The 16,189-nt window shown below is 67.4% G+C and carries 16 protein-coding genes; 6 read left to right on the top strand and 10 right to left on the bottom strand.

Features of this window, described 5'->3' with window-relative positions:
* Together F3J18_RS07865 and F3J18_RS07870 are read left to right on the top strand one after the other, a co-directional pair.
* A complete protein-coding gene (locus tag F3J18_RS07865) occupies positions 1 to 1,158 on the top strand; it encodes a DUF2827 domain-containing protein (protein WP_166912388.1) in 1,158 nt (385 codons plus the stop codon).
* Between the two features lie 21 nt (positions 1,159 to 1,179).
* The gene (locus tag F3J18_RS07870) at positions 1,180 to 1,461 is read left to right on the top strand and encodes an H-NS histone family protein (protein WP_060005156.1); all 282 of its coding nucleotides are present in this window, start codon (positions 1,180 to 1,182) and stop codon (positions 1,459 to 1,461) included.
* 55 nt (positions 1,462 to 1,516) lie between these two features.
* Here the strand turns inward: F3J18_RS07870 and F3J18_RS07875 are convergent, their stop codons facing one another.
* From F3J18_RS07875 to F3J18_RS07890, 4 genes are all read right to left on the bottom strand, one after another.
* Complete coding sequence (locus tag F3J18_RS07875) at positions 1,517 to 2,398, bottom strand: LysR substrate-binding domain-containing protein (protein WP_166912390.1); 882 nt, start codon at positions 2,396 to 2,398, stop codon at positions 1,517 to 1,519.
* A 111-nt stretch (positions 2,399 to 2,509) separates the two neighbouring features.
* Positions 2,510 to 4,903, bottom strand: coding sequence for a tetratricopeptide repeat protein (locus tag F3J18_RS07880; RefSeq protein WP_166912392.1), 2,394 nt, complete (start codon positions 4,901 to 4,903; stop codon positions 2,510 to 2,512).
* Between the two features lie 512 nt (positions 4,904 to 5,415).
* A complete protein-coding gene (locus F3J18_RS07885) occupies positions 5,416 to 6,849 on the bottom strand; it encodes an MFS transporter (RefSeq protein ID WP_166912394.1) in 1,434 nt (477 codons plus the stop codon).
* A 483-nt stretch (positions 6,850 to 7,332) separates the two neighbouring features.
* Positions 7,333 to 7,710, bottom strand: a complete 378-nt coding sequence (locus F3J18_RS07890; RefSeq protein WP_166912396.1) for a YXWGXW repeat-containing protein — start codon at positions 7,708 to 7,710, stop codon at positions 7,333 to 7,335.
* 586 nt (positions 7,711 to 8,296) lie between these two features.
* On the opposite strand from F3J18_RS07890, the gene F3J18_RS07895 reads away from it, so the two are divergent.
* On the top strand, positions 8,297 to 9,382 hold the full coding sequence (locus tag F3J18_RS07895) for a porin (RefSeq protein ID WP_013689872.1): 1,086 nt from the start codon (positions 8,297 to 8,299) through the stop codon (positions 9,380 to 9,382).
* Between the two features lie 135 nt (positions 9,383 to 9,517).
* On the opposite strand, the gene F3J18_RS07900 is transcribed toward F3J18_RS07895, so the two are convergent.
* Positions 9,518 to 9,916: a GreA/GreB family elongation factor gene (locus tag F3J18_RS07900; RefSeq protein ID WP_013689873.1), complete on the bottom strand. Its 399-nt coding sequence runs from the start codon at positions 9,914 to 9,916 to the stop codon at positions 9,518 to 9,520.
* A 515-nt stretch (positions 9,917 to 10,431) separates the two neighbouring features.
* On the opposite strand from F3J18_RS07900, the gene F3J18_RS07905 reads away from it, so the two are divergent.
* A complete protein-coding gene (locus F3J18_RS07905; RefSeq protein ID WP_013689874.1) occupies positions 10,432 to 10,758 on the top strand; it encodes a DUF4148 domain-containing protein in 327 nt (108 codons plus the stop codon).
* Positions 10,759 to 10,971: 213 nt separating this feature from the next.
* Here the strand turns inward: F3J18_RS07905 and F3J18_RS07910 are convergent, their stop codons facing one another.
* The gene (locus F3J18_RS07910; RefSeq protein ID WP_013689875.1) at positions 10,972 to 11,433 is read right to left on the bottom strand and encodes a CBS domain-containing protein; all 462 of its coding nucleotides are present in this window, start codon (positions 11,431 to 11,433) and stop codon (positions 10,972 to 10,974) included.
* Complete coding sequence (locus tag F3J18_RS07915) at positions 11,430 to 11,594, bottom strand: hypothetical protein (RefSeq protein WP_161500264.1); 165 nt, start codon at positions 11,592 to 11,594, stop codon at positions 11,430 to 11,432. Before F3J18_RS07915 ends, F3J18_RS07910 begins: the two co-directional genes overlap by 4 nt.
* Between F3J18_RS07915 and ribA the strand changes: the two genes are divergently transcribed.
* Positions 11,584 to 12,243 (top strand): GTP cyclohydrolase II, encoded by a 660-nt coding sequence (gene ribA / locus F3J18_RS07920; RefSeq protein WP_029949767.1) that lies wholly within the window; start codon positions 11,584 to 11,586, stop codon positions 12,241 to 12,243. The genes F3J18_RS07915 and ribA overlap by 11 nt on opposite strands.
* A gap of 348 nt (positions 12,244 to 12,591) precedes the next feature.
* Here ribA and F3J18_RS07925 read toward each other — a convergent pair whose 3' ends face one another.
* Both F3J18_RS07925 and F3J18_RS07930 read right to left on the bottom strand, forming a co-directional pair.
* Entirely contained in the window at positions 12,592 to 13,167 is a 576-nt protein-coding gene (locus F3J18_RS07925) for an XRE family transcriptional regulator (protein WP_166912398.1), read from the bottom strand.
* A gap of 43 nt (positions 13,168 to 13,210) precedes the next feature.
* Positions 13,211 to 13,414, bottom strand: a complete 204-nt coding sequence (locus F3J18_RS07930) for a hypothetical protein (protein WP_166912400.1) — start codon at positions 13,412 to 13,414, stop codon at positions 13,211 to 13,213.
* Positions 13,415 to 13,808: 394 nt separating this feature from the next.
* Here F3J18_RS07930 and F3J18_RS07935 point away from each other — a divergent pair, with 394 nt between their 5' ends.
* Entirely contained in the window at positions 13,809 to 15,251 is a 1,443-nt protein-coding gene (locus F3J18_RS07935; RefSeq protein ID WP_166912402.1) for a PLP-dependent aminotransferase family protein, read from the top strand.
* Between the two features lie 21 nt (positions 15,252 to 15,272).
* On the opposite strand, the gene F3J18_RS07940 is transcribed toward F3J18_RS07935, so the two are convergent.
* Positions 15,273 to 16,157: a LysR family transcriptional regulator gene (locus tag F3J18_RS07940; protein ID WP_025097944.1), complete on the bottom strand. Its 885-nt coding sequence runs from the start codon at positions 16,155 to 16,157 to the stop codon at positions 15,273 to 15,275.
* Positions 16,158 to 16,189: the final 32 nt, after the last annotated feature.

Here is a 16,189-nt window from a genome sequence, read left to right on the forward strand (position 1 = left end):
ATGCCGGATACCAAGGTCCGCGGTGCGCCTGGCGAGGGCAGGCGCCTGGTCGTCGGCGTGTCGCTGCATGTGCGGGGCGCCGGCCAGTCGCTGTGGGAAAACGGCATTTTCCAGAACTGCCTGTTGCTGATCCTGCTGTTGCGTCAGTCGCCGCTTGTCGCCGAGGCCGTGATGGTGAACGGCGGCGAGCAGGCCGCTGATCCGCAGTTGATGCTCGACGAGTGGGATGTGCCCTTGCTCGCCATGGACGAAGCGCTGCAGCGCTGCGACGTGCTGATCGAGATGAGCGCGCAGTTCAGCCCGGATTACCTGCGTGCGTTTCGGGAGCGGGGCGGCAAGGCCGTCACGATGCGGGTCGGCAACGACTACGTGATCGACATCGAACGCGCGATGTTCGACAAGCCTCCGGGTTTCCTGTTCTCGGGCGCGCCCTACGACGCGGTCTGGACGATCCCGGAATTCGAGCGCTCCTGCCTGCACTATTACCGGACCGGCTTGCGCGCGCCGGTCACGATCGTGCCGCACATCTGGCATCCGGTGCTGTTCGACAAGGCACGTACCACGCTCGGCGCCGGCCTGAGTTTCGGCTACCGGCCCGGCAGGCGGCGCTGGCGCGTGGCGATGTTCGAACCGAACATCTGCATGGTCAAGACCAGCATCGTCCCGATGCTGGTGGCCGAGGAGGCCTATCGCGCGAAGGCCGATTTCCTGGAGGTGGTGCGCGTCTGCAATGCGATGCATCTGAAGGATCACACGACCTTCGTTCATTTCGCCAAGGCGCTCGATATCGTCGATCATGGGCTCACCACCTTCGAAAGCCGTTACGCGGTGTACGAGTTCATGGCGGCGCATGGCGATGCCGTCGTGTCGCATACCTGGGAAAACGCCCAGAACTATCTGTACTACGAATTGCTGTATGGCGATTACCCGCTGATTCACAATTCGCCATTCCTCGACAAGGCCGGATATTACTACCCGGGGTTCGATTGCCTGGCCGGTGGCCATGCCCTGCTGCGGGCGTTCGCCGAACACGATGCGAACCTCGAGGCCTACCGCGAGCAGTCGAGGCAGGTACTCGATTCGGTGAGCATCTACCATCCCGACAACCTGGCTGCCTATACCGACGCCTTGTCGGCGCTTTATGCCGCCGCCCCCTGAACCGCCGCATTGGCTCGAAACATGAACAAGACCTATCCGGAGCTGCTCGCCGAATGTACCGAACTGGAGGCCAAGCTCGCGCGCGCTCGCGCCAGCGTGCGGGACGAGGCCTTGTGCACGATCAGGAAGCTGATGATCGATTTCGGGATCGATGCGGATGAACTGACGGGAACGCCTGGCGTGAAAAGGCCGGGCTCCCGCGCGCCGAAATACTGGGATCCGGAATCGGGCCGGACCTGGACCGGGCGAGGCAGGGTGCCGGCGTGGATCGCCGGCAAGGATCGCAGCACGTTCGAACTCTGAGGTCATCGTCGGCACGTGCCATCGCCGTTTCCATTGACAGGCCATTGGGCGGAGTTCACGCGAAGTTGCGCAACGCCGCCTTCTTCAGCATTTCCATCATCAGGCGCGCATTCGTCGACAGCATCAGGTCCGAGCGCGTCACCAGGCCCTCGGTCAGGTCAGGCAGCGGCTCGACGAGATCGAGCGTGACCAGGTCGGGATCCTGGATTTCCGCCGCGATATCCTCGTTGACGACGGCAATCGCGGTGCTGCACTTGAGCACGGCCCGCGTGGCGATCACGTTCTGGCTCTCGATGTTCTGCGGTGCCTCGTTCGCTTTTGCCGCGCTGAATTCTTCCGGGTGCGGCGCCAGGCGGATGCCGCCGCTCACCCAGCGAAAGGGGGTGAGTTCCTCGCGCGTGCAGCGCCTGCCGGCCAGCGGGTGGGTACGAAAGGCGAGTACCACGGTCGGACGGCTGAACCAGGGGTCGAAGCGGAACGGCAGGGGAATCGATCCCGGCCGCGCGGCACAGACGCCGAAATCGAGCGTGCCGTCGCGCAGGCCGGGCAGCACCGAGGAGAGCGTGCCGTCGACGATGCGCAAGGGCGCGCGTGGCCGTTGCACGAGGAATTCGGGCAACACGAGGGGCAGCAGGCGGGCGGAGGCCATCAGGGACATGCCCATCGCCACCCGGCCGCGATCGTCGGGCGATACGTCGCCGTCGAGCAGGCTCATCTGCTCGACGATCAGCGTCGCACGCGGCAGCAGCGACCGGCCCGCCGGGGTCAGGGTGGTGCCTTCGACGCCTCGCAGGATCAATTTCGTGCCCAACTCCTCCTCGAGCAGGCGCATCGTCTTGGTGACGGCTGCCTGGGTCACGCCCATCGACCGCGCGGCGGCCCGGATGCTGCCGAGGCGCGCGACGCAGACGAAGGCGAGTACGTGCGGATACTTCATCGATGTCGATCCACGATGGATTGTCCGGGCGCAACGCTTGCCCGTATCACGCTCTACTTTCGTCGGCGTGCGGATCTTCCACCACTAGCGTATACGCGGTCCCGACCATTTTCAGGCCGTGCCGCGTGTCTCCGGCGCGCCGCCGCTCGCCCTCTCGCACCAACCCCGCCACGCCCCGCGATACGCCGCCTCGACATGCCGAGCGAAACGCGCCCCGTCCATCAACGGCGAGGCGGCGAGCCGTGCGCGCAGGCCGGCGCGCATCGCGGCCAGGCGCGGCAGGTCGCGTGCCAGCCCGGTGGCGATCTCGACGAAGCGCGCGTCGCTGTCGGCGACGATCTCGCTCAAGCCCAGGTTGGCGGCCTGGCTCAGGCCGGCGCGGCCCACCACCGTGTCGGTGATGCGTGTCACCACCGGCACGCCCATCCAGTAGGAATCGAGGCTGGTGGTATGGCCGTTGTAGGGCAAGGTATCGAGCCCGATGTCGATCTCGTGGTAGGTCCGCAGGTACTCCGCGCGCGGACGGAAGGCGGTGAAGGCGACGCGCTCGTCGTCGATGCCGTGATCTCGCAAGCGATCGAGCAGAAGCCTGCGCGCCGAGCCTTCCGGCGCCATCAGGACCAGCCGTGCCTCGTCGAACCCGCGTATCACCTCGGCCCACAGACGGAACGAGGCATCGCCGAGCTTGCAGGGATTGTTCAGGCATCCGAAGGTGGGATAACCGTTCGCGAGCGCCGGCAGGGCATTGACCTCGGGCGTGTCGGTCAGCGGGTCGTAGCACCAGAAGGTCTCGGGCAGGCGCAGCGAGCGCTCGCTGTACCAGCCGTCGGCGCCGGCGGGATCGAGCCAGGGATCGGTCAGGCGGTAGTCGATCGCCTCGATGCCGGTGGTGCCCGGGTAGGCCAGCCAGGCGATCTGCACCGGCGCGGGCTTGCGCGCGAACAGCAGCGGCCGGCTGTCGGCCATGTGCATCGAGAGGTCGACCAGGATATCGATGCCGTCCTCACGGATCAGCCGCGCCAGCCGCTCGTCGTCGAGCTGCCTGACCTCACGCCAGAGATCGGCGTGGCCGGCGATGCGCCGGGTCAGCGCGTCCGGGCGCGTCACGCTCGAATAGCAGACGATCTCGAAGCGCGCGTGATCGTGATGCGAGAGCAGCGGGATCGTGAACAGCGCCTGGCAATGGTTGCGGAAGTCGGGCGACACATAGCCGATGCGCAGGCGGCGCGACGGCTCGGCCGGCCGCGCATGCGGCTCGCGATGCGCGCGCAGGGGCGCCTCGTGCCGCGCCGACCAGCGGCGCGCCTCGTCGAGGATCGCCTCGGGATGCGTGGCCTGGAAGCTCAGTGCATAGAGCAGGTTGCCATGCGCCACCACGTTGGCCGGGTCGCATGCGAGCGCATGGCGATAGCAGTCGATGCCCTCGTCGAGGCGGCCCTGGTCCTTCAGCACGTTGCCGAGATTGTTGTGGCTGGCCGAGTGGCGCGGATCGGCGGCGAGCGCGTCGCGCAGGCGCGCCTCGGCCTCGTCCATCGCGCCGAGCATGCGCATCGTCACGGCCAGGTTGTTGAGCGCGGCCAGGAAGGCGGGGCGCAGGCGGATCGCGGTATCGAAGGCGTCGGCCGCATCGTGCAGCGAGCCGGCTTCCTGGTAGACCACGCCCAGGTTGTTGTACGCATCGGCATGCGCGGGTGCCTGCTCGATCGCGCGCTGGTAGTGATCCAGCGCCTCGCGACGCTGGCCGAGCGCGTGCAGCGCGTTGGCGAGGTTGTAGGCGGCTTCCGGAAAGACCGGATCCAGCTCCAGGGCGCGCGTCAGCAGGGCGGCGCTGCGGGCGAATTCGCCGTGCCGATGCAGGGCGACGCCGAGGTTGGCCAGCACCACCGGCGAGTCGGGCGCGACCTGCCGGGCCATCTCGAGCAGGGCCACCGATTCGTCGAGCTGGCCGGTCGCCAGCGCCAGCGTGCCGAGGTTGGTCAGCGCATCGGCGTCGCCGGGCTGCAGTTCGAGCGCGCGCAGGTAGGCGGCTTGCGCGGCCTGATGCTCGCCGAGCTGGCGGTGGCAGTTGCCGAGGTTGTTGAGCGCGTCGACGCGGGCGGGGTCGCGCTCCAGCAGCGCGGTATAGGCCTCGATGGCAGGCGCGGCCTGGCCGGCCGATTGCAGCGCCGAGGCCAGCGCGAAATGCGCGTCGATGGAATCGGCGTCGAGGGCGAGGGCCTGCCGGTAGGCGCCGATCGCCTCCGCGAAGCATTGCGCGGCCGCGAACACGTGGCCGCGCGCGAGGTGGTAGCGGGCATTGCCGGGGGCGCGTGCCAGCGCGGCGTCGAGCCAGTCGAGCGCGGCGTCGTAGGCGCCGCTCTGCAGGTCCAGCATGCCGAGGCGGAACATCAGGTTCGCCTCGCCGGGCTCGAGCGTGAGCGCGCGCTGGTACAGGTCGCGCGCCTCGGCCAGCCGGCCCGCGAGATGATGCGTGGTCGCGAGTTCGAGTATCTGCCTGTTTTCCATGCTGGGCCCGCCCTGGATGAAGTCGCCGGATCGGCTCCGTCGCGACGCTGGCCAGGGCTCGCATCGCGTGCTCGCGATGCAGCTGGCGAGCGGCGAGCGACGGTTTGCGTGACCGACGGGAAGCCTCCGCGGGAACGATAGCAAGGCCGGCGGCGCCGGTGTTTACAGGCGTTTACGCGCGGGGCTTGCCGCGGCGGCGCATCGGCGACGGGTCTTTCAACAAGGTGACCATTCGTTTCGCAAAGCGATGCAAATGCGCTGCGAAAGACTGACAAGGCTTTCGGAAGGTCGACGATGGCATGCGGCCCGTGATGCCGGTTTTGCTCAGGAATGCAAAGCGCATCGGGCGGGAGGCATGCCCGGTCGGTCGGCAATCTTCCCGGCTGCGCGATGTCGGTCTCGCGCTGGGCGATTCGAGCAGGCTGGGCCGGGCAAGTGGTTCGCCGGGCAGGATTCGACGTGTGGCTGGCGGCCCGTCCAGCCGGAGCGGCTGGACGGACGACGCGGGGGAATCAGCGGGCCGCCTCCTGCGCGGCCTCGTCGTCGACGTCCTGCCGGGTCGGCTCGAAGCGCACCGCCGCCAGGAAGCCGATCGGGATCAGCGCGGCGATCGACACGATCCAGAACATGTCGGTGCCGTAGCGCGCCTTCAGGATCGGCAGCATGAACAGCGCGAGCGCGCTGCCCAGGCCGGCCAGCGCGCGGCCGAAGCCGACGCCGGTGCCGCGGATCGCGGTCGGATACGACAGCGCCGGGTAGACCATCATCTGCGCGCCGGGGCCGAAGCCTTCCGCGAACAGCCAGGCGCCCAGCATCGCCAGCGCGAGGCCGATGCCGAGCGCGCCTTGCGGATGACCGAGCAGGGCCAGCGCGACCAGCGACACGAATTGCAGCGCGAAACCCGCGATCGCGACCTGCCGCGACGGCCGCCGATAGGCGAGGCGCATGCCTAGCAGGCCGCCCGTCAGCGCGAACAGCAGGTTCAGCGCGAGCGAGGCCGAGATCGTCTCGAACACGCCGGCGCCGAGGAACTGCGACAGGATCGAGGGCAGGAAAAAGGCGATCGCCGTGTATTCGAAGGGGATGCAGAGATTCATCGCGCTGGCCACCAGCGTGCGCGCCAGGTAGGGGCGCCGGAACAGCACCCGGAAGCCGACCGGCGCCTGGGCAGGCGGCGCGCCGGCATCCTCGGCGCGGTGCGCGCGGATCCCGTAGGACTCGCGCAGGATGCGCGCGGCGTCCTCCAGCTTGCCCTGGTTGGCGGCCCACAGCGGCGACTCGTTCATGAAGCGGCTGCGCACCGCGATGATCACCAGCGCCGGCACCGCGCCGAAGATCAGCGAGGCGCGCCAGAGCCAGCCCGCATGCTCGGCCGGCAACGCGAAGTAGAGACCGAACACGATCAGGAAGCAGACCGAGGACGCGGCGTACCACATCGGGCACCAGGCGGCGAGCCGCGAGGCCTTGTTGCCGCGGCCCTGGAATTTCGAGAACTCGGACAGGAAGGCCATCGCGACCGGCAGGTCGATGCCCACCCCGAGCCCCATCACGAAGCGCGCGGCGATCAGCACCCAGACGTTCGGCGCGAGCCCGGCCACGATCGCCGCGACCACGAAGAACAGCATGTCGGCCATGAACACCTGGTAGCGGCCGATGCGATCGGTGAACCAGCCGCCGAGCAGGCTGCCGAGGATCGTGCCGATCACGATCGAGGAGGTGACCAGGCCGGTCAGCGCGGGCGTGAGGCCGAATTCGCGAACCACGTCCTGGATGCCGTAGGACAGCGTGGTCAGGTCGTAGGCGTCGAGGAACACGCCGCCCAGCGCCAGCAGCACGATCACGCGCGCATGGCTGTCGCGGCTGGTGCTGGTGTTGATCAGGCGCGAGACGTCGCTCGCGGAACGGATCGGCGAGGAACTCGCCGCATCGAGGTCGAGGGTGCTCAAGGGGTTCTCCACGGTTGGCGATCGGCGCGGTGGGCGGGAAGCAGGGGCGTGCGGGCGCGATCGCGGCGGCGGCGCGGTGCTGGCGGCACGGCGGCGGTCGCGAAGGGCGATGCTAGGCAAGGGCGGCGCGCTCACGAACGGCCTATTTGCGATTAGCAAATCACGCGCGAGCGATCGGGAGGGGCGTGGCAGGCAGGGGCAGGCAGGGGCAGGCAAAACGATGCGGCGGCGGAGGCGGCGCTCGCGCGGGCCGGCTCGTTCATGTCGTGGCGGCGGAGCAACGCGTGCCACGGCATATGCTTGGGCGAAATCGATCGAAGCGAGGAACTGGACGCCGGCCGATGACAACCTGGCCGGCGTGCCGAAACGGGAGGCGCGGCAACTTGCGGGAAGGCCGCTTCGACAGCCGACGGGGGCGTCAGTTCCACACACACTATATATATAGTGTGTTGCGCATCGCGCAGGGGGCGGTGCCCCGGCGACTCAGTGCCAGCCGCCCGGTACGAACACCCAGTTCGGGCCCTGCCGGCGCCATTGTCCCGAGCTCCAGCGGCGCCCGCGCCGCGCCGCGATCCAGCGCCCCGGCACCCACACATAGCGGCCACCGCGCCAATCCCAGTAACCATCGGCCCAGACATAGCCGCGAGCGCGCGGCGGCGGCGGGCGGCGATCGCGCCGCAGTGGCGGCGGCGCGCGCTCGGGGCGCTCGCCGACCGGCGGCGGGGGCGGCGGCGGCCGGCCGCCAGGCGCCGGATAACCGCCGGGCGGGGCAGGTTGCGCGTTCGCGCCGAGGGCCGAGCCGCCGGCCAGGATGGCCGCGCCGCCGAGGGCCAGGGTTCGAAGGAAGTCGCGACGTTGCATCGAAAGGCTCCCGGATGGAGAACGGGCCGCCCGGGATGGGCGGCGGCACGGCATCAAGGTAGCGCCGGGCTAGCCGACCAACATTACAGGCGTTGTAACGGCTGTTACGGGCCATGCCTTTCGTCGCGCTGTCACCTCGGGGAAACCGCAGGGAAACGTTTTACGCGGGTTTTACACCGGCGGCGCATCGGAAAATGCACCAGATTGAGGATGTTTTGAGTAATTTTTGCCGAATTGGCGAGGTGGGCCGGGAGATGGTTGTTGTTTCTTTGCAACCGTCAAGCCGGTGACACAATCAAATGCCTGTTGCGTATACGCCAAAAACAGGCCGTCAAGTGGTCAAAAAAACAAGTCAAAACAACGAGTTATCAAAGACTACCATTTCTATTATTTCTGGTTTCGGAAAAAGTTATTTCTTTATTCGCGCGTGGCGGCCCTAGGGTCCACCCCTAAACTCACGGTTCCCAGAGCGGCCAACCATCCGGGCGCGGCCATGTGAAGTCGACGTGGCGCTTCCGGGCGGTTGCAGACCGTTATGAAACAAGGTCGACAGACCTGCCTTTTTTAGATGAAGGGAGCTCCACGAATGAAGAAGACTCTGATCGTTGCAGCCGCTGCAGCATCGTTCGCAACCGTCGCCCACGCGCAAAGCAGCGTCACGCTGTACGGCGTGCTCGACGCGGGCATCACGTACCAAAGCAATGTCGCCGGCAAGTCGCGCTGGTCGGAAGGCACGGGCATCGACCAAAGCCTGTTCGGTCTCCGTGGTTCGGAAGACCTGGGTGGCGGCCTGAAGGCAATCTTCACGTTGGAAAGCGGTTTCAACCTCGGTAACGGCCGCTTCTCGAACGACGGCGGCATGTTCAACCGTCAAGCCTTCGTCGGCCTGTCGAGCCAGTACGGCACGGTCACGCTGGGCCGCCAGTACGACGCAGTCCAGGACTACCTGGCTCCGCTGACGGCGACCGGCTCGTGGGGCGGCACGTACTTCGCTCACGTCGGCAACTTCGACAACCTGAGCACGAACGGCGGCTACGCAACCAACAACTCGATCAAGTTCACGAGCGCGAACTACGCCGGCCTGCAATTCGGCGGCACGTACGCTTTCTCGAACAACACGAACTTCGGCAACAACCGTGCATACAGCGGCGGCGTGTCGTACCAGTTCCAAGGCCTGAAGCTGGCTGGCGCGTACTCGCAACTGAACAACCCGAACGCAGCTGGCACGAGCGGCGCGGTTGACCAGAACGCATTCGGCGCACAAGGCCGCGTCCGTACGTACGGCGCAGCAGCTGGCTACGCATTCGGCCCGGCACAAGTCGGCGCCGCATGGACGCAAGCTCGTCTGGACAACACGGTTGCAGGCGCGAACGTTCGCATCGACAACTACGAAGTCAACGGCAAGTACAACCTGACGCCGGCACTGGGTCTGGGCATCGCCTACACGTACTCGAACGGCCGCCTGGGCACGAACAACGCCCACTGGAACCAAGTTGGCCTGCAAGCCGACTACTCGCTGTCGAAGCGCACCGACGTGTACGCTCAAGCCGTGTACCAGCGCGCAAGCAACGGCGTGGCTGCTTCGATCTACAACGGCGACATCGCTGCGACGAACACCTCGTCGGGCATCAACCAGACCGCCGCTACGGTTGGCCTGCGTCACCGCTTCTAAGCTCGACGACCGCTTCGGCGGTCTACGGCAAAAAGGCGCCTTCGGGCGCCTTTTTTTCGTTTACGGCACGCAATATCGTACTGCGCGAATCGGGGAGCCGGCCCGCTGCCGGGTCGGGTCCCCATTCGGCAAGGCTCAGCGCGTGTAGTCGCCGCTGGCCTCGGGCTGGTAGACGATCGCCGAGACCGTCATGCGGCCCGCCACGCCGTTGGGCAGGGTGATGTTCACATGCTCGCCCTGGCGGGCACCGAGCAGGGCCATGCCGACCGGCGAGAACACGTTGAGCCGGCCGGCATCGGAGCGTGCCTGGTCGGGATAGACGAGGGTCCAGGTGATGGCTTCGTGCGTCGCCTCGTCGGTCAGCGTGAACTGCGAATTCATGGTCACCACGTTAGCCTTCATGGCATCGGCATTCACGATATCGGCGCGTTCGAGCAGGGTGTCGAGCATGGCCTGCAGGCGCGTGTCGCGTTCGGCATGTTTCTCGAGGCGCGCGACATCGAGTTCGGTGAGTTGCAGCAGTCGATTCTTCATCGGTGTTGTCCTTGTGTATGGGCGTGAGGCGCCGCGGCCGGCGGCGCGATGAGCCTGAATCGGGGAATCGCCCGGAGCCCGGCTGGCGCTCCGGTGGAGCGGGTCAGCGTGGGCGCCGGGCGGCAGCCTGCGGAACGGTGACGTGAGCGCCTCGCGAGCCGGCCAGGCGCGCGCCGACGCCGATCTGGCGGCGTCGAAGGGCATGGGGGCGAGCGGGAGGGCGGCGCATCACGGATGGGCGGGAAAGTATGACGAAACGCTTGCCATTATAAGCGCGGCGACAGGGAGGCACGGTGGCGGTGGTTAGCCAATTGTCAGTAATTGTTGTGAGAATGTGCAAACTGGCCGATTTCCGGGGTCGGTTCGGGCCTTGATATTTGCTATCCGTGCAACGGTCTATGTCTAAACTAGGGGTTTTCCCTGGGTGATCCGAAGCCTAGACTTGAATCGTTCGCTTCAGACAGGAATCAACGCCGGGAGCGACGCAAAACCACAAACATCTCGGAGGTAACATCATGAAATCGCTCGTCTATGCAGCAGTCGTCGCTTCGGTCCTTGCCGCTCCGGTCGCATCGTTCGCCCAGTCGAACCAGCCCGTGACGCGCGCCGAAGTCCGTGCGCAACTGGTCCAGCTCGAACAGGCCGGCTACAACCCGGTCGCCAGCGACGCCCAATATCCGCGTGACATCCAGGCCGCCGAAGCGCGTGTCCAGCAATCGCAGCAGACGCTGACGCATGCCGACACCAGCGGCTACGGCGTGCAGCCGGTGGCCGGCGCGCAATCGGGCCGTCGTAACGACACCGCGCCGAACCCGGTCGACAGCGTCTACTTCGGTCATTGAGCGGCAGGGTGACGGCGGGCCGCGCCAGGCGCGGCCGCGCGATTGAGACGTGACGAGGCGGCGCCTCGTCACGCATTGAACAGATCAGGTCTGATGCCCGCGCGAGATCCGCGGGGCAGGGTTCGACCGAACAGGACCTCCGTCGCCGCAACCCGGCGGCTTTGCCCAGACGCTGGAGCGTTTGGGCATTTTTTGCGCCTGTCGGGCCGGGGCTTATTCCGAGTCGATCGGGGTGCCGTGGATGTAGTGCTCGAGCTGCTTGATGGTGTCCTGCTGCTCGGCGATCACGCTCTTGACCAAATCGCCGATCGAGATCACGCCGATCAGCTTGCGGTTCTTGTCGAGTACCGGCAGGTGGCGCATGCGATGCTCGGTCATCAGCGCCATGCACTGGTCGCTGGTTTCCGACGGTTCGACGTAACGCACCTTGACGGTCATGATTTCCTCGATGCGCGTGTCCTTGGACGAGCGCTCGAGCAGCACGACCTTGCGCGCGTAGTCGCGCTCGGTGACGATGCCGACGATGTCCTCGCCTTCCTTCACCACCAGGGCGCCGATGCCCTTGATGGCCATCAGCTTCAAGGCGTCGTAGACGGAATCATTCTTGCCGATCGTGTGCACCGTTTGGCCGGCATCGGGCTTTGATTTGAGAATATTCGCGACGGTTGTGCTCATACGATCTCCGGAAACCGGGCGCAAGCCATGCCCGGGGGAAGCGGCGTGAAAGTGCCCGCGCGGGCGGACACGGTGAAGAACGCATTGCGTAGATTAGCGGTAAACTCCGGCTGCGCGCCACTCAGAACATTCCTTAACTCCGATTTTTCGATGCTTTCCATGTCTTCGCAACCTTCCTCGCCGTCCGCGGACGAGCCTCAAGCCGACGAATGCGTGACCCTCGTCGCGTCGGCCTCGCTCCCGACCCGCTACGGCACCTTCATGTCCCATGCGTTTCGCGTGGCCGGCAGCGAGGCCGAACACCTGGCGCTCGTGGTCGGCGATGTCGCAGGGCAGCAATCGGTGCTCACGCGCCTGCATTCGGAGTGTCTGACGGGCGATGTGTTCGGATCCTACCGCTGCGACTGCGGCGAGCAACTGGACCTCGCTCTGCGGTATATCGCTGCAGAGGGTCGCGGCGTCCTGCTGTATCTGCGTGGTCACGAGGGGCGCGGCATCGGCCTGAGCAACAAGATCCGCGCCTACGCGCTGCAGGAACAGGGGCGCGACACGGTCGAGGCGAATCGTGACCTCGGCCTGCCCGACGACGCACGCGAGTACGATTCGGCGGCCGCGATCCTGCGCATCCTGCAGGTCAACTCGGTGCGGCTGATGAGCAACAATCCGAAGAAGTTCGACACGCTCGTCGCGCACGGCATTCCCGTGTGCGAACGCGTCGCGCTGGCGGTGCCCGTGCGCGACGAGAACGAACGCTACATCCGGACCAAGCAGGTCAAGTTCGGTCATTATGTTTTCGACGAGAACGAGTAAATCGCCGAACCCGCAAGAACGGCCGGTGCTGAAGCAGCCCGGCCGTTTTTTCGTTTACCGCCCGGGTTCGATGTGCGCTGCAGCATATATGTCGCGCGGTGGCGATGCCTGATCCGAGTCGTCATGAACACGATGGGCGCGCTGTCGCGTCGGTGGACGATCGATTGAATGTGCAGGAATCTGTATCGATCAAGGCAGGGAATGCCGGCGAACCGCTGCGCGTCATGCCTTGCTGCTGCGTCCGCGCGCGTCGCGATCAGGTACGCGAGATAGACAAGGGCGTTAGCGTTCTTTCTCCGCCAGCCTCGAACAGGGTGGCGCGTCCCGCGTGTCGTTTGCCCCTTGCGCTCAAGGCAGCCGGGGCGTGCCGACCCACAGCACCACGGCTTCCTGCCGATGCGGATTGGTCCAGCCGCGCGACCAGGCGGATTTGTAGTGGGCGCTGTCACCGGCTTGCAGCAGCACGGTGCCGGAAGCCAGCGCGAGACTCAATTCGCCGGACAGGACGTGCAGGAACTCCTCCCCGGCGCGACCGGGCGTGTCGCCCGGCCCCGGCTGGCCGGGCGGCAGCCTGAGCAGCCGTGCCTCGAGCTCCTGGTGGGGCGAGCCGCGTGTGAGGGCCGCGAAGCGGGTCGCCGAATCGGGCACGGGCTGGAAGCTCAGCTGCTCGCGACGATGGATCTGGTGCTGTTCCTCGGGCGCGTCCAGCAGATAGCTGACCTCCACGCCTAGCGCGCCGGCGATGCTGTTCAGCGAGGCCGCCGAGACGCCCGCCAGGCCGCGCTCGACCTGCGAGAGAAACGGCTTGGACAGATGGGCGCAGGCCGCCAGTCGGTCCAGCGTGTAGTTGAGCCGTTGCCGCAAGGCGCGGATTTTCGTGCCGAGCCGGATGGCCGGCGTGAGCGGGTCGGATGAGACGTTCATGATCGGGGGCGCCAAGGCCGTGCCGGCCCGCAAGCGCAAATCCTCAGGCATGCCAAAGATGTCGGACCTGGCGCCAGATGCGATCGTCGGGTTCGAATTGCTCGCCGGCGGCCGGGACGGACTCCTCGGTATCGGTGTTCGCGGCGCGGATCGAACGGCACGGCAGCGCTCTGGCGGGGCGGGTTGCCTGGCGAGCGCGGGCGGCGCCCGGGCAGGGCGGATGGGCGGCGGAGGGCAGCGGCGTCATGATGGAATGTCCGAGAAAAACACGGTTGGCCGTGAAAGAGGGCAGGCAGGACGATTCTGCGCGGCGGCCCGGCGCGCCGGTAGCCTCAGACGGCGACGGCGCCACGGACTCACGGTCGTTGCATGCGCATCTGTATTCCTGTTTCGATCGCGACAGCGGCAGCCGGCCGGGCGCGAGCCGCCCGGCATCCGCGGGGCACCGCGGCTGTCTCTATCACAACAGGGAGACAGATGCGGCAAGCCCGGCGTTGCGACGGTGCAAATGGCCCGGCCTGAGGCTGGCGCCCGGCAGGGGCGGGGCGCAAAATGACCGGCCCGGCGCCGCGCGACCGGGGCAGGGAGCCGGCGCGGGCGCGCTCGGCGGCAGCGATCAAGGCAATCAGGTGGACCGGTACATGTGGGATCGATCGACTCGCTACGGCGAGCTGGCTTTTCAGTTGCAGGAGGAGATCTGCGCGGGTCCGCTTCGCGCCGGCGACAGGCTGCCCTCGATTCGCGCCCTGTGCGCGCGTTTCCAGGCCAGCAGCGCGACGGTCACGCACGCGCTGTATCTGCTGGAGGATGCCGGCATGATCTCGGTGCGCCCGCGCAGCGGTTTCTACGTGCGCGAGCAGTTCCATGCCGTCGAGCGCCGGCCGCCGGCGCGCGTGCCCGAGCCCTGCCTGCAGCCGGCCCTGCCGGCCCAGCGCGCCCTGCTGCGCTCGCTCGACCGGCTGATCGCGGCGGACCAGCCGATGCTGTTCGCGCGGATCAATCCCGAGCTTTATCCGGCGGTCGCGCTGCAGCGGATCATGACCGAGCAGGCGCGCCGCAACCCGGCCTTCCTGACCGGCTGCACGATCGGGCCGGATTCGCCGCTGCATCGGCAGTTCGCGCGCCGCGGACGGATCATGGGCTGCGACTGGCACGCCGAGGACATCACCATCACGCTGGCCCATCACGAGGTCCACCGGCCCCTGTTCCGCGCGCTGACCCAGCCCGGCCAGACGGTGGCGATCGCCTCGCCGACGTCCATGAGGCTGCTGGAGGAACTGGACGAACTGGGCCTCAAGGTGCTGGAGATTCCCTCGCATCCCGAGCATGGCCTGTCGATCGACACGCTCGAATTCGCCCTGCGGCGCGAGAAGGTGGCCGCCTGCGCGTTCTCCGCCAACTTCCCGCATCCGACCGGCGGCCAGATGAGCGACGCGGGCAAGCGCCGCGTGGTCGAGCTGCTGGCCGAGCACGGCGTGCCGCTGATCGAGGACGACCGCAACGGCGATCTCCATTTCGGCGAGAAGCGCCCCTTGCCCTTCAAGGCCTTCGACCGGACCGGGCTGGTCCATTACTTCTCCGATGTCGGCGGCCTGGTCGGGCACGGCCTGTCGATCGGCTTCGCCGTCACCAGCCTGCGCCACGAGTTCGAGCGGGTCGCCCAGCCGCCCGAGCTGTTCCAGTACACGCTGGCGAGCTTCATGGCCAGCGGCCTGTTCGAGCCGCATCTGCGCCGCCTGCGCCAGGCCCTGGCCAGTTATTCCGGCCAGTACCAGGCGGCGGTGCGCGCGCATTTCCCCCGCGAGGCGCGCAGCTTCGCCGTGTCGGGCGGCCACTGGATGTGGATCGAGCTGCCGCGCGGATTCGATACCACGGCCCTGCTGCGGCGCGCCCTGCAGGACGACATCGCGTTTTCGCCGGGCCAGTTGTTCTGCACCGACGGCAGCCTGAACCACTGCCTGCGGATCAATACCGGCATGCCGGTGACCGAGGTGGTGGAACGCGATATCGCCGCGCTCGGCACGATGATCGCCGAACAGCTCACGCTGATGCGCAGCGCCCCGCGCGAGGCCGACCTGGCCTGACGGCGGCGCGAGCGCCGCCGCTCAATTCGCGCGCAAGGCCCACAGCGCGTCCAGCACGTGCCGGGTGGCGCGCTCGACCGAGTCCGCGCGATGCGCGATCCCCAACTCGCGCCACAGCGCGGGCCGCAGCGGCCGCATCGCCACGCGCGGATCGGGTGCCGGCGCGCCGGCCTCGTGCGGCAGCACGGTGGCACCGTAACCGGCCGCCACCAGGCTCTTGATCGCCTCGTTGTAGTTCAGCTCGATGCGCGGCTGCGGGCGATGCCCGTCCGCCGCGAACCATTCGTAGGTCTGCCGCGCCAGCCGCGTGCTCACGTCGTTGAGGATCAGCGGCCGGGTGGCCAGCCAGGCCGGCGAGACCTGGGCCGGCGCGTTCCAGTGCTCCGGCAGGAAGGCCAGCATCGGGTCGCGTCGCCACGGCTCGATCGCCAGCCCCGCCACGGCCGCTTGCGGCAGCGCCACCAGGCCGACGTCGAGCGAGCCCGCCGAGAGTTGCGCGAGGGTGTCGCGCGAGGTCAGCACGGCGATCTGCACGTCGATGTCGGGATGCAGCTCGCGCAGGCGCGCCAGCACCTGCGGCAGCAGATGCGCGAAGGCACCGGTCGAAGCGCCCAGCCGCACCCGCCCGGCTAGCCCCTGCACCTGCCGCTCGACGTCGTCGAGGGTGGCCTCCATCTCGGCCAGCAGCCGCCGCGCGCGCTCGATCAGCAGCTCGCCGATCGCCGAGGGGCGGATCCTGCCGCGCGTGCGCGACAGCAAGGGCGCGCCGATCCGGGCCTCGAGCTCGGCGACGTGCAGGCTCACGGTGGGCGGGGCCAGGTGCAGCGATTGTGCGGCTGCGGCGAACGAACCCTGGTCCGCGATGGCGATTAGGGTGCGCAGGCGGTCGAGACTGATTTCTCGCATCGGGGAAATTCCAACATTCAGAAAATATGAAT

Origin of the sequence: Burkholderia sp. Ax-1720 (genome assembly GCF_011753035.1) — a bacterium.
GTDB lineage: Bacteria > Pseudomonadota > Gammaproteobacteria > Burkholderiales > Burkholderiaceae > Burkholderia > Burkholderia gladioli.

What these genes read in the sequence shown, in the direction of transcription:
- F3J18_RS07915 (WP_161500264.1), bottom strand. Translation starts at nt 11,594, where the DNA reads ATGGAAAGCATCGAAAAATCGGAGTTAAGGAATGTTCTGAGTGGCGCG.
- F3J18_RS07900 (WP_013689873.1), bottom strand. Translation starts at nt 9,916, where the DNA reads ATGAAGAATCGACTGCTGCAACTCACCGAACTCGATGTCGCGCGCCTC.
- F3J18_RS07930 (WP_166912400.1), bottom strand. Translation starts at nt 13,414, where the DNA reads ATGACGCCGCTGCCCTCCGCCGCCCATCCGCCCTGCCCGGGCGCCGCC.
- F3J18_RS07870 (WP_060005156.1), top strand. Translation starts at nt 1,180, where the DNA reads ATGAACAAGACCTATCCGGAGCTGCTCGCCGAATGTACCGAACTGGAG.
- F3J18_RS07865 (WP_166912388.1), top strand. Translation starts at nt 1, where the DNA reads ATGCCGGATACCAAGGTCCGCGGTGCGCCTGGCGAGGGCAGGCGCCTG.
- F3J18_RS07910 (WP_013689875.1), bottom strand. Translation starts at nt 11,433, where the DNA reads ATGAGCACAACCGTCGCGAATATTCTCAAATCAAAGCCCGATGCCGGC.
- F3J18_RS07925 (WP_166912398.1), bottom strand. Translation starts at nt 13,167, where the DNA reads ATGAACGTCTCATCCGACCCGCTCACGCCGGCCATCCGGCTCGGCACG.
- F3J18_RS07890 (WP_166912396.1), bottom strand. Translation starts at nt 7,710, where the DNA reads ATGCAACGTCGCGACTTCCTTCGAACCCTGGCCCTCGGCGGCGCGGCC.
- F3J18_RS07875 (WP_166912390.1), bottom strand. Translation starts at nt 2,398, where the DNA reads ATGAAGTATCCGCACGTACTCGCCTTCGTCTGCGTCGCGCGCCTCGGC.
- F3J18_RS07935 (WP_166912402.1), top strand. Translation starts at nt 13,809, where the DNA reads ATGTGGGATCGATCGACTCGCTACGGCGAGCTGGCTTTTCAGTTGCAG.
- F3J18_RS07895 (WP_013689872.1), top strand. Translation starts at nt 8,297, where the DNA reads ATGAAGAAGACTCTGATCGTTGCAGCCGCTGCAGCATCGTTCGCAACC.
- F3J18_RS07880 (WP_166912392.1), bottom strand. Translation starts at nt 4,903, where the DNA reads ATGGAAAACAGGCAGATACTCGAACTCGCGACCACGCATCATCTCGCG.
- F3J18_RS07940 (WP_025097944.1), bottom strand. Translation starts at nt 16,157, where the DNA reads ATGCGAGAAATCAGTCTCGACCGCCTGCGCACCCTAATCGCCATCGCG.
- F3J18_RS07905 (WP_013689874.1), top strand. Translation starts at nt 10,432, where the DNA reads ATGAAATCGCTCGTCTATGCAGCAGTCGTCGCTTCGGTCCTTGCCGCT.
- ribA (WP_029949767.1), top strand. Translation starts at nt 11,584, where the DNA reads ATGCTTTCCATGTCTTCGCAACCTTCCTCGCCGTCCGCGGACGAGCCT.